The sequence below is a fragment of the Streptomyces sp. NRRL S-37 genome, assembly GCF_000721605.1.
Taxonomy (GTDB): domain Bacteria; phylum Actinomycetota; class Actinomycetes; order Streptomycetales; family Streptomycetaceae; genus Streptomyces.
Window position 1 is genome coordinate 121,489 of sequence record NZ_JOIZ01000002.1, and the last position, 11,727, is coordinate 133,215.

Annotated in this window: 9 protein-coding genes; 3 read left to right on the forward strand and 6 right to left on the reverse strand. The window is 71.5% G+C overall.

Annotation, left to right across the window (positions count from 1 at the left end; all coding sequences use genetic code 11):
* Positions 1-70: 70 nt before the first annotated feature.
* Positions 71-1,042 (forward strand): Bro-N domain-containing protein, encoded by a 972-nt coding sequence (locus IH50_RS0103065; RefSeq protein WP_030856915.1) that lies wholly within the window; start codon positions 71-73, stop codon positions 1,040-1,042.
* 84 nt (positions 1,043-1,126) lie between these two features.
* Here IH50_RS0103065 and IH50_RS0103070 read toward each other — a convergent pair whose 3' ends face one another.
* From IH50_RS0103070 to IH50_RS0103085, 4 genes are all read right to left on the reverse strand, one after another.
* Positions 1,127-2,527 (reverse strand): dihydrolipoamide acetyltransferase family protein, encoded by a 1,401-nt coding sequence (locus IH50_RS0103070; RefSeq protein WP_051767152.1) that lies wholly within the window; start codon positions 2,525-2,527, stop codon positions 1,127-1,129.
* A 10-nt stretch (positions 2,528-2,537) separates the two neighbouring features.
* Positions 2,538-3,515: an alpha-ketoacid dehydrogenase subunit beta gene (locus IH50_RS0103075; protein WP_030856919.1), complete on the reverse strand. Its 978-nt coding sequence runs from the start codon at positions 3,513-3,515 to the stop codon at positions 2,538-2,540.
* A 1-nt stretch (position 3,516) separates the two neighbouring features.
* Positions 3,517-4,740, reverse strand: a complete 1,224-nt coding sequence (pdhA, locus tag IH50_RS0103080) for a pyruvate dehydrogenase (acetyl-transferring) E1 component subunit alpha (protein ID WP_030856921.1) — start codon at positions 4,738-4,740, stop codon at positions 3,517-3,519.
* Between the two features lie 361 nt (positions 4,741-5,101).
* Positions 5,102-6,739, reverse strand: a complete 1,638-nt coding sequence (locus tag IH50_RS0103085) for a protein kinase domain-containing protein (RefSeq protein ID WP_030856923.1) — start codon at positions 6,737-6,739, stop codon at positions 5,102-5,104.
* A gap of 348 nt (positions 6,740-7,087) precedes the next feature.
* Between IH50_RS0103085 and IH50_RS0103090 the strand changes: the two genes are divergently transcribed.
* Positions 7,088-8,734: a protein kinase domain-containing protein gene (locus IH50_RS0103090; RefSeq protein WP_030856925.1), complete on the forward strand. Its 1,647-nt coding sequence runs from the start codon at positions 7,088-7,090 to the stop codon at positions 8,732-8,734.
* 85 nt (positions 8,735-8,819) lie between these two features.
* Here the strand turns inward: IH50_RS0103090 and IH50_RS0103095 are convergent, their stop codons facing one another.
* Positions 8,820-9,359: a bacterial proteasome activator family protein gene (locus IH50_RS0103095; protein ID WP_030856927.1), complete on the reverse strand. Its 540-nt coding sequence runs from the start codon at positions 9,357-9,359 to the stop codon at positions 8,820-8,822.
* Between the two features lie 192 nt (positions 9,360-9,551).
* Between IH50_RS0103095 and IH50_RS43130 the strand changes: the two genes are divergently transcribed.
* The gene (locus IH50_RS43130; RefSeq protein ID WP_158801150.1) at positions 9,552-10,238 is read left to right on the forward strand and encodes a hypothetical protein; all 687 of its coding nucleotides are present in this window, start codon (positions 9,552-9,554) and stop codon (positions 10,236-10,238) included.
* A 319-nt stretch (positions 10,239-10,557) separates the two neighbouring features.
* Here the strand turns inward: IH50_RS43130 and IH50_RS0103110 are convergent, their stop codons facing one another.
* Entirely contained in the window at positions 10,558-11,541 is a 984-nt protein-coding gene (locus IH50_RS0103110; RefSeq protein WP_030856929.1) for an NAD(P)H-quinone oxidoreductase, read from the reverse strand.
* Between the last annotated feature and the right edge of the window lie 186 nt (positions 11,542-11,727).

Below are 11,727 nucleotides of genomic sequence, written 5' to 3' on the forward strand. Positions count from 1 at the left end.
GTGAACATCATCGAACTGGCTGGCATATGCGTTCCGCCCCGCTCTACGTTCCGCAGCGGAGGTAATTCACATGAACGAACCCAGCAAACGACCGAACTCCGCCGAGCGGCACGAGGCGATCGACGTCAGCGACTTCGTCTACGCGGCGACCGGCGCCCGGGTGCGGAGGCTGACGATGCCGGACGGGACGCACTGGTTCCCGGCGGTGGACGTCTGCAAGGAACTCGGCCACACCAACTCTCGCAAGGCGCTCGCAGACCATGTGCCGGACGAGCATCGAGAGTGTATCGAGACCGTAACTGGAGGTTACGGTCTCAGCATTCCCGCAGGTAGGGAGTGGCGCCGAGACTTGCAAGTCATCTCTCTTCAGGGTCTCATCCTCCTCGTCAACGCCTGCACGAAACCGTCCTGCGCCCCCTTCAAGCAGTGGGTCGCCGAGGTGATCGAGACCGTCCAGCGCGAGGGTTCGTACACTCTCGACGAGGCCGAGGTGCAGCCCTCCGAGCCCGGCGCCCCCATCGCCTACGCCATGCCGGAGCAGGTCGCCGAGGCCATCGTCCGGCTGGAGGCGCACAACCTTCAACTGGACGAGAAACTGGCCGCCGGGCAGCGCGAGTCGATCGCTTTGCAGAAGGAGACGGTGACCCTGCAGAGGGAACTGCTGGTCACCCAGCAGGCCACCCTCGCCGTACAGCAGGCCATGGTCCGGGCGATGGAACGCATCGCGGACCGGTTCGACACCCTCGTCCTCGAACGCCGGACGCCCACGGCGCTCCTCACCGCGCGGCCCACCACCGAGTCGGTGCTGGCCGACTGGCGGCAGCGGCTGTCCGTGACCGAGGACGTGTGGGCGGTGGCCGTGGTGATCGCGCCGGTGCTCGTCGAGCAGGGTGAGCTGCGCGAGCCGCTGGAGTCGATCGCCGCCCGCACAGGGCTCTCCGTCCGACGTGTCAACGACTGTCTCCGGCTGCTGCGCAAGCACGCCTGCATCCGCTCGCAGGGTGGGGCCGAGGACGGGGCTCCGGTGTATGTGCTCTCCTAGGCCGGCCGGCACACGGCAGGAGGGGCGTCGCGATCCGAAGTCGCGGCGCCCCTCCCGTCTCGTGAATCCAGCGGTTCGCGGGCGTCAGGCCCAGCTGATCAGCCGCTTCGGCTGCTCCAGGATCGCCGCCACGTCGGCCAGGACCTTGGAACCCAGCTCGCCGTCGACCAGGCGGTGGTCGAAGGAGAGCGCCAGGGTGGTGACCTGGCGGGGCTTCACCTTGCCCTTGTGGACCCACGGCTGGGGCTTGATCGCGCCGACCGCGAGGATCGCGGACTCGCCGGGGTTGAGGATCGGCGTGCCCGTGTCGACGCCGAAGACGCCGACGTTGGTGATCGTGACCGTGCCCGCCTGCATGGCGGACGGCGAGGTCTTGCCCTCGCGGGCCGTGGACACCAGTTCACCCAGGGACTCGGCCAGTTGCGGCAGCGTCTTGGCGTGGGCGTCCTTGATGTTCGGCACGATCAGGCCGCGCGGGGTGGCCGCCGCGATACCCAGGTTGACGTAGTGCTTGACCACGATCTCCTGGGCCGCCTCGTCCCAGGAGGCGTTGATGTCGGGGTTCCGCTTGATCGCGACCAGCAGCGCCTTGGCGATCAGCAGCAGGGGGTTCACGCGCAGGCCCGTGAACTCCTTGTCCTGCTTCAGCTCCTCGACCAGCTTCATCGTCCGCGTCACGTCCACCGTCACGAACTCCGTGACGTGCGGCGCCGTGAACGCCGAGCCGACCATCGCCGCCGCCGTGGCCTTGCGGACCCCCTTGACCGGGATACGGGTCTCGCGGGCGGTGTCGTACGACACCGGGGCCGCGGGGGCGGCCGGAGCGGGTGCGGACACGAGGGCGGGCTGTTCTTGCGGTGCCTGGACCGCCGCCACCGCCGCGTGGACGTCCTCGCGGGTGATGACGCCGTCCGGGCCGGTCGGGGTGACCGTCGTCAGGTCGACGCCCAGGTCCTTCGCCAGCTTGCGCACCGGGGGCTTCGCCAGCGGACGCTCCTGGGAGACGGCGGGGGCGCTGTGGCCGTTCAGCTCCTGCTGGACCGCTGCCGCCGCCTGCTGGACGGCGGCGTCCGGGGCCGACGCCTTGCGGGGGCGGCGGCGCGTCGAGGACGTCGCCACGCCGTAACCGACCAGGACCGGCTGACGGGCCGCCGGCTGCTCCTCGGGCGCCGCGGGCTCCTCGGCGGGAGCGGGGGCGGGTGCCTCCTCCGCCGGCGCCGCGCCGCCCGCGACGTCCACCGCGATGATGGACGTGCCCACGTCGACCGTGGTGCCCTCGGGGAAGTGCAGCGCGCGGACCACCCCGTCGTAGGGGATGGGCAGTTCGACGGCCGCCTTCGCCGTCTCGACCTCGCAGACCACCTGGCCGTCGGTGACCGTGTCACCGGGCTGGACGTACCACTTGAGGATCTCGGCCTCGGTGAGGCCCTCGCCCACGTCCGGCATCCTGAACTCGCGTACGGACGCGTTCGTCATCGTCGTCACGGCCCTCTCCTCAGTACGCCAGCGAGCGGTCGACGGCGTCGAGCACCCGGTCCAGGTCCGGGAGGTAGGACTCCTCCAGGCGGGCCGGCGGGTACGGGGCGTGGTAGCCGCCCACCCGCAGCACCGGGGCCTCCAGGTGGTAGAAGGAGCGCTCCGTGATCCGCGCGGCGATCTCCGCGCCGGAACCGAAGAACACCGGTGCCTCGTGGACCACGACCAGGCGGCGCGTCTTCTCCACCGACGCCTGGATGGAGTCGAAGTCGATCGGGGAGACCGAGCGCAGGTCCAGCACCTCCAGGGAGCGGCCCTCCTCGGCCGCCGCGTCGGCGACCTCCTGGCAGAGCTTCACCATCGGGCCGTACGCCGCGAGCGTCAGGTCCGTGCCCTCGCGCACCACGCGCGCGGTGTGCAGCGGGCCGGGGATCGCCTCGGTGTCGACCTCGCCCTTGTCCCAGTAGCGCCGCTTGGGCTCGAAGAAGATCACCGGGTCGTCGCTCTGGACGGCCTGCTGCATCATCCAGTACGCGTCCGACGCGTTCGACGGCGACACGACCTTCAGGCCGGCCACGTGCGCGAACAGCGACTCGGGGGACTCGGAGTGATGCTCCACCGCGCCGATGCCGCCGCCGTAGGGGATGCGCACGACGACGGGGAGCTTGACCTTGCCCAGCGAGCGGGCGTGCATCTTCGCGAGCTGCGTGACGATCTGGTCGTACGCCGGGAAGACGAAGCCGTCGAACTGGATCTCCACCACCGGGCGGTAGCCGCGCAGGGCCAGGCCGATCGCCGTGCCGACGATGCCCGACTCGGCGAGCGGGGTGTCGATGACGCGGCTCTCGCCGAAGTCCTTCTGCAGGCCGTCCGTCACCCGGAAGACGCCGCCGAGCTTGCCGACGTCCTCACCCATGACGAGGACCTTGGGGTCCGCGTCCAGGGCGTGCCGCAGCGACTCGTTGATCGCCTTGGCCAGGGCCATCTTCTCCGTCATGTCACTTACCCCCGTCCGCGTCCGCGAACGACGCCTGGTACGCCGCGAACTGCGCACGCTCCTCGTCCACGAGCGCGTGTCCGTCCGCGTACACGTTCTCGAAGATGGCGAAGTGGTCCGGGTCCGGCATGGCACGGACCGCTTCGCGCACTCGTTTGCCCAACGCCTCGCTCTCGGTCTCCAGTTCCGCGAAGAATCCCTCGTCCGCGTGGTTTGAGGCCTCGAGATAGCGGCGAAGGCGCAGGATCGGGTCCTTGGCCTCCCAGGCCAGGCGCTCCTCGTCGCCGCGGTAGCGGGTCGGGTCGTCGGAGGTGGTGTGCGCGCCCATGCGGTACGTGAACGCCTCGACCAGCGTCGGGCCCTCACCCGCGCGGGCCCGCTCCAGGGCCCACTTGGTGACGGCCAGGTTCGCCAGCACGTCGTTGCCGTCCACGCGGACGCCCGGGAAGCCGAAGCCCTGCGCGCGCTGGTACAGCGGCACGCGGGACTGCTTCTCGGTCGGCTCGGAGATCGCCCACTGGTTGTTCTGGCAGAAGAACACCACGGGGGCGTTGTAGACCGCGGAGAAGGTGAAGGCCTCGGCCACGTCGCCCTGGCTGGACGCGCCGTCGCCGAAGTAGGCGATGACCGCGCTGTCCGCGCCGTCCTTGGTGACGCCCATCGCGTAGCCCGTGGCGTGCAGGGCCTGCGAGCCGATGACGATCGTGTACAGGTGGAAGTTGTTGCCGTTCGGGTCCCAGCCGCCGTTGTTCACGCCGCGGAACATGCCGAGGAGATTGGTCGGGTCCACCCCGCGGCACCAGGCGACGCCGTGCTCGCGGTAGGTGGGGAAGACGTAGTCGTCGTCGCGCAGCGCCCGGCCGGAGCCGATCTGCGCCGCCTCCTGTCCGAGCAGCGAGGCCCACAGGCCCAGCTCGCCCTGGCGCTGGAGCGCGGTGGCCTCGGCGTCGAAGCGGCGGGTGAGCACCATGTCGCGGTAGAGACCGCGCAGGTCGTCGGCGGTGATGCCGTCGACGTAACCGTCGAACTCGGCGTTCTTGACGCGCTTGCCCTCGGGCGTCAGCAACTGGACGAGGTCGGGCTCGGCGCTCTTCCCGGCGCCGGTGGCCCTCTTGGCGCCGGTGGCCTTCTTGGTGGTACTGGTGGTGCGCTTGGTGCCGGTGGTGCCGGCCTTTGTTCCGGCGCTGCGTCGCGATGTGCGCGCGGCAGTGCTCTCCACGGTCACGTGTGCTCCTCCGTCGGTCCGGCCCCCGGGGTTGCCGGTAGGCCAGTGCGGCTCACCTGTTCTCGACCACCGGGCACGGGGTGGGTGCCACTCGGCCGGGAACAGGCGTGACAGGTGCCCCGGCGAGCGCCCTGCAAGAGGCACGTTACCCAGTGCTCCACATCTCTGTGAAACCCCTCTGACCTGCGATTTTGCTTGGATTTCCAAGTAAATCGGGGAAGGCGCCGAAGGTGTGCTGGTCACAGCCTCGCAGGAGGCCGGAGCAACGGCACGTTATCCCGGCCACCCCGGGCTCGGGAAGGGTCGAGTTTCGCGGCCGGAAGTGGTACGCCGCGCGGGGTGCGACCGGAACGCCGGCCCGTCAGCCGCCGGTCACACCATTGATGCTGCCCGTGCCGGCGTTCTCGTTGCCCGTGTCCGTGCCGCCACCTTCCGTGCCGCCACCTTCCGTGCCGCCACCCTCTGTGCCGCCGCCCTCTGTGCCACCGCCTTCGGTGCCACCGCCCTCCGTGCCGCCTTCCCCGGTGCCACCCGTCTGGGTCGGCTGCGCGGACGTCGGCGGGGCGGGCGGCGCCTCGCTCTCGGTCTCCGTGTACGTCGGCTCCTGGGACGGCGTGTACGGCTGCTCCCAGCCCCCGCCCGATCCCGAGCCCGGGTCGGTCTCGGTCTCCGTGCCGGGGTCGGTCGTCTCCTCGGTCGCCTCGTCGCTCGGGCTCTCGCTGGCCTTCTCGTCCCCGGTGCTCTGCGTCACGGACGGAGACGTGTCGGTCTTGCCCCCGCCCCCACCGCCGCCGTTGTTCAGCGCCAGCGCCACACCCGCCGCGACGGCGATCACCGCGAGCACCGCGAGGACCCACAGCTTGCCGCGGCCGCTGCCCTTGTTGCCGTGGCCCTCGAAGCCGCCGTCGTCACCGCCGTACCCGGCGGGCAGGATCGGCTGCGGGATCGCCGCCGTACCGGAGACGTCCGGGTGCGGCATCACGGTCGTGCCCGCGAAGCCGGCCGCCGGGGTGCGCGGACCCTCGTGCATCTCCACCGGACCGGTGTTCCAGGTGCCGGTGTGACCGCCCTGCTCGTAGAGCATCTGCAGCGCGTACTGGATCAGCCCGCGCATCTCCTCGGCCGTCTGGAAACGGTCGTCGGGCTCCTTGGCGAGGGCGCGCATGACCATGCCGTCCAGCTCCGGCGGGCAGGCGTCCGAGGCCTCCGACGGAGGCGTGGGGATGTCCTGGACGTGCTGGTAGACCACCGACAGCGGCGTCTCGCCCGTGAAGGGGGGCCGCAGCGCCAGCAGTTCGTACAGCAGGCAGCCGGTGGCGTACAGGTCGGACCGGTAGTCGACGGCCTTGCCGAGCGCCTGCTCCGGGGAGAGGTACTGGGGGGTGCCCATGACCATGCCGGTCTGGGTCATCGTCGTGGACGCGCCGTGCAACGCGCGGGCGATGCCGAAGTCCATCACCTTCACGGCACCGTTGTGGGTGATGATGACGTTGGCCGGCTTGATGTCGCGGTGCACGATGCCGTGCTGGTGCGAGTAGGCGAGCGCCTCCAGGACACCGGAGACGATGATCAGCGCCTGCTCGGGGCCCGGGGCCTCGGCGTTCATCAGCAGGTCGCGGATGGTGCGGCCCTCGACCAGCTCCATCACGATGTACGGCACCGACTGGCCGCCGACGACGTCCTCGCCGGAGTCGTAGACGGCGACGATGGCGTGGTGGTTGAGACCGGCCACCGACTGCGCCTCGCGCGTGAAGCGGGCCTTGGACACGGGGTCCTCGGCGAGGTCGGCGCGCAGCAGCTTGACGGCGACCGTGCGGCCGAGACGTACGTCCTCGGCGGCGAACACCTCGGCCATGCCGCCCCGGCCGAGCCGGTGGGTCAGCCGGTACCGGCCGTCGCCGACGAGCCCGCCGTTGCCCCAGTTGTCCGGCGCGTCCGAGATGCCGCCGCCAGTCGCCTCGGGGTCGGACGGGCCCTGAGCGCGCTGCTGCTGTGCCATCAGTCCTCGCCGTCGTTTCTGCCCGCGGTGCGCGCGGTGTTGTCACGGTCTTCGTCGGCCACGCTACAGCCTCAGCGTGTGCCCCCGGTCCGGGACGGGCTCCCAGGACCGGCACGAGACGGACCGGCCATGAAACCCGTACTCCGTACTGTCGTGCAAATTCCGTGTACCGGTAGTACGACCGCTGTAACGCTTCCGCGACGCTTCCTTCGCGTACGGTCACGGAACGGGCACCGCGCTTGACGTGTCAGTGGCCTGGGGCAGACTTGGCCGGGAATAGAGCATGGGATCTACGACGGATCGGCCACCGGGACGGCGACGCCGGAGAGGCTACGGGGGAAGCGGAACATGAGCCAGCACGGCGCACAGGGCCACAACGCGGGGCGGGCGCTCGCCGGCGGACGCTACCAACTGCGGGACCTGCTCGGCCAGGGCGGCATGGCCTCGGTCCACCTCGCCTACGACAGCGTGCTCGACCGCCAGGTCGCCATCAAGACGTTGCACACGGAACTGGGCCGGGAACAGGCCTTCCGTGAGCGCTTCCGCCGCGAGGCCCAGTCCGTGGCGAAGCTCACGCACACCAACATCGTCTCGGTCTTCGACACGGGCGAGGACGACGTCGACGGCATGACGACGCCGTACATCGTCATGGAGTACGTCGAGGGCCGCCCGCTCGGCTCCGTGCTCGACGAGGACGTACGGCAGCAGGGCGCGATGCCCGCCGACAAGGCGCTGAAGATCACCGCGGACGTGCTCGCGGCCCTGGAGATCAGCCACGAGATGGGGCTGGTCCACCGCGACATCAAGCCGGGCAACGTGATGATGACCAAGCGCGGTGTGGTCAAGGTCATGGACTTCGGCATCGCCCGCGCCATGCAGTCCGGTGTGACGTCGATGACGCAGACCGGCATGGTCGTCGGCACCCCGCAGTACCTCTCCCCGGAGCAGGCGCTCGGCCGGGGCGTGGACGCCCGCTCCGACCTGTACTCGGTCGGCATCATGCTGTTCCAGCTCGTCACCGGGCGGCTGCCGTTCGACGCGGACTCGCCGCTGGCCATCGCGTACGCGCATGTGCAGGAGGAGCCGCCGGTCGCGTCCTCGATCAACCGTTCGCTGCCGCCGGCCGTGGACGCGCTGATCACCCGCGCGCTGAAGAAGAATCCGAACGAGCGCTTCCCCAGCGCGGAGTCCATGCGCGGGGAGTGCCTGCGGGTGGCGCAGTCCTTCCAGCCGGCCCCGCCGAGCATCGTGCCGGGCGCGCAGGCGCAGAGCGGCGCGGGCGTCGGTTCCGCGGTGTTCCCGCCGGTCGGCCAGGCGCCGCAGGCACCCACGGGCAACGTGCAGACGCCGTACCAGCCGGCGCCGCACCCCTACGCCACCCCGGCGCCGTCCGCGCCGTCCCCCGCGTACGGCTATCCGCAGCAGGGCGGTTACCAGACGCCCGCCCCGTCGCCGTACGCGCCGCAGCCGGGGCAGGGGCCGGGGACCCCGCCGCCGTACACCATCACGCCTCAGACGTCCGGATCGGGCGGCTCGGGCGGCGGCCGGAACAAGTCGGTGGTCATCGGGTCGGTCGTCGTCTCCCTCGTCGCCGTCGGCGGGCTGATCGCGGCGCTGATGATGAACGGCGGTGACGAGGATCCGCAGGCCGGCGGAGGCGGTGCCTCGGCGTCGGCGTCGGCGGCCAAGGTGGAGGGTTACCGCGGACCCGACACGTCGAAGAAGATCGACAAGGAGAAGTGCGAGGAGCCGTACGAGTCGGCCAACGACCCCGACAAGATCCAGCTCCCGGACTTCAAGTTCAAGTACATCCAGTCGGTGAAGGAGTGCTTCCAGGCCGCCGGCTGGGGAGACTTCAAGATCGTCGAGGTCGACGAGAACACCTACGGCGAGGGCTCCGTCAGGGAGCAGTTCCCGCCGGCGGGCACGGACGTCGACCCCGAGAACATGCCCGAGATCACCCTCAAGGTCTCGACGGGCAACCCCCCGTCCTGACCCCGGGACGGACGAGGCGTGACGAAGGGGCCCGGCATCGGATGCCGGGCCCCTTCGGGGTGTTCGGACAGGGACGTCGCGCGGTCTACAGGTACGGGCCGCCCGAGCGGCCGCCCGGGTGCGGGTCCTCCGAGCCGTCACCGACGCCGGGCGGGAGGGCGCGGCGCATCTGCTCCAGCTGGGCGCGTGCGGCCATCTGCTGGGCGAAGAGCGTGGTCTGGATCCCGTGGAACAGGCCCTCCAGCCAGCCCACCAGCTGGGCCTGCGCGATCCGCAGTTCGGCGTCGCTCGGGGTGTTCTCGTCCGTGAAGGGCAGGGAGAGCCGCTCCAGCTCCTCGACCAGCTCCGGGGCCAGGCCGTCCTCCAGTTCCTTCACCGAACTGGCGTGGATCTCCTTGAGCCGGACCCGGCTGGCCTCGTCCAGGGGAGCCGCGCGCACCTCCTCCAGCAGCTGCTTGATCATGCTGCCGATCCGCATGACCTTCGCCGGCTGCTCGACCTGCTCCGTGAGCGGGGTCTCGCGGGAGTCCTCGTCCCCGGTGCCGCCGCTGAGCGCCATGCCGTCCTGGCCGACGACCAGGATCTGCGGATTCTCCGGCGATCGTTCGTTCCTCGGCATCTCCATGCCGCCATTGTCGCGCACGGCCGGGTGCCGTTTCGGCGGTGCCCCCGAAAGCGGGGTCGTCCGGCGGGGGTCCGTCCGACGGCCGTATCCGGAATGCCGGGAGCATCCTGGAATGCCAGGCTGTTTGGCGTCCATCCGGCCCATCTTGCCGACGGTGCGACCGAGCACCGGCCGGCGCGGGAGGTCACGGTCGTGGCTCCATGGCTGCGTGTAATGGGGACGGCGGTTGTTCTGGCCACGGGGACGGCGGTGGTGCCGTACGGCCCCGCCGTGGCGCCCCCCGGTACGGGGATGGCGTACGGCGCCGTCCCCTCGCCCCTGTCCCCCTCGTCCCCGTCCCCCTTGTCGTCGTCCTCGTCGTCCTCGTCGTCCCTCTCGCCGTCGCCCTCCGGGGAGCCGTCGCGGGCCGGGAGCCGGCCGGGTGAGGGCCAGGACCGGCCGGGGCGGCACGAGAGAGTCGAGAGGGAGTCGCGGGAGCGGGAACGGAGGCAGGAACGGGAGCGGAAGCGGGAGCGGGAGCGGGAACGGGAGCGGGAACGGAAGCACGGCGACCGGGACGGTCCGGACGCCGGGGGCGCGGGCGCCGTACCGCGGAAGCCGGGGCGTGCCGAGGGGGTGGGCGAGCGGCCGGCACGGCCGGGGGACGACGGGGCCGTGTCCCGGGCGCCGGGCGACACCGTCCCGCGGACACCGGCGTCCCAGGTGGCGGTCCCCGTGCCCTCCGCGACCTCGCGGGCGGCGGAGCCGGACGCGGTCGCCTCCTCCGCCGAGCCCGTACTGCGCATCCTGCCGCTCGGCAGCGGCCTGATGCTCATCGGACTCGGCTTCGGCCTCGCCTTCGTCGCGCTGCGCATGCGTCAGGGGCGCGGCGCGTCCTGAGCCGGCGGGATCCCCTGCCGGGGAATCTCCCGGCAGGCCGCGGCGGCGCTCCGCACACGGCCTCCTGAGACCGGGACCGCGGCGGCGCTCCGCACACGGCCTTCCGGGGCCCGGACCGTAGTAGTGACACCGCCGACGGGTGGACTGTCCGTCAGGACGCGGAGCCCGGGGGCCGGCCCCCGGTTCCGGGCCGTCTCCCCTGCCGCACCGGGTGGGGCACGCACAGGGCGGTGCCGTACCCGGGCGGGAGCCCGCCCCCGGTGGACGCGGCCGGCGTGCCGCGCCGGAGACGGGAACGGCCCCCGCCCCGCCGGCCGGCTCAGTTCGGGGTGACCAGCAGGACCTTGCCGATGTGGCCGCTGTCCTCCACGATCCGGTGGGCGGTGGCCGCGTCCGGCATCGGGATCTCGCGGTCGATGACCGGGCGGACGTGGCCGTCGGTGACGAGCGGCCAGACGTGTTCGCGTACGGCCGCCACGATCGCCGCCTTCTCCTCCAGGGGCCGGGCACGCAGCGAGGTCGCGCTGATGGCGGCGCGCTTGCCGAGCAGGGCGCCGATGTTCAGCTCCCCCTTCGCCCCGCCCTGCATGCCGATGATGGCGAGCCGGCCGTTGACGGCGAGGGCCTGGACGTTACGGTCCAGGTACTTGGCGCCCATGTTGTCGAGGATGACGTCGGCGCCGTGGCCGTCGGTGGCCCGCTTCAGTTCGGCGACGAAGTCCTGCTCGCGGTAGTTGATCAGGATGTCGGCGCCGAGTCCGGCGCAGCGCTCCAGCTTCTCCGCGGTGCCGGCGGTGACGGCGACCCGCGCGCCGACGGCCTTCGCGAGCTGGATCGCCATCGTGCCGATGCCGCTGGAGCCGCCGTGCACGAGGAGGGTCTCACCGGGGCGGAGGTGGGCGACCATGAAGACGTTCGACCAGACCGTGCAGACGACCTCCGGGAGCGCCGCGGCCTGGTCGACGGTGAGTCCCTCGGGGACGGGCAGGAGCTGTCCGGCCGGGACGGCGACCTTCTCCGCGTAGCCGCCGCCGGCGAGCAGCGCGCAGACCTCGTCGCCGACGGCCCAGCCGCTCACCCCGTCACCGAGCGCGGCGATCCGTCCGGAGCATTCGAGACCGGGGTGGGGGGAGGCGCCGGGCGGGGGGTCGTAGAAGCCCTGCCGCTGGAGGATGTCGGCCCGGTTGACGGCACCGGCCACCACCTCGACCAGGACCTCTCCGGGACCGGCCACGGGATCGGGGACCTCGTCCCACACCAGCGCCTCGGGCCCACCGGGTTCGGGAATCGTGATCGCATACATGAGGGGGACGGTACTCCTGGGGTGCCGGAGGTCCGGCGCATCGCGGCCTACGACCCGGGGTGCTCCCTTCTCGGCCGTAGGACCGGCCCTGTCTCGGCCGTAGGACCGGTCCTGGCGGAAATCCCCGTGCGGGAGCGATGAGTCTGCGCGACGGTGAAGGTCTGTCCATGCGTAGCCCGAGCACGC

Excerpts from the sequence above, each read along its gene's own strand:
- IH50_RS0103075 (WP_030856919.1), bottom strand. The coding sequence starts at position 3,515 with ATGACGGAGAAGATGGCCCTGGCCAAGGCGATCAACGAGTCGCTGCGG.
- IH50_RS0103085 (WP_030856923.1), bottom strand. The coding sequence starts at position 6,739 with ATGGCACAGCAGCAGCGCGCTCAGGGCCCGTCCGACCCCGAGGCGACT.
- IH50_RS0103095 (WP_030856927.1), bottom strand. The coding sequence starts at position 9,359 with ATGGAGATGCCGAGGAACGAACGATCGCCGGAGAATCCGCAGATCCTG.
- IH50_RS0103110 (WP_030856929.1), bottom strand. The coding sequence starts at position 11,541 with ATGTATGCGATCACGATTCCCGAACCCGGTGGGCCCGAGGCGCTGGTG.
- IH50_RS0103090 (WP_030856925.1), top strand. The coding sequence starts at position 7,088 with ATGAGCCAGCACGGCGCACAGGGCCACAACGCGGGGCGGGCGCTCGCC.
- IH50_RS0103065 (WP_030856915.1), top strand. The coding sequence starts at position 71 with ATGAACGAACCCAGCAAACGACCGAACTCCGCCGAGCGGCACGAGGCG.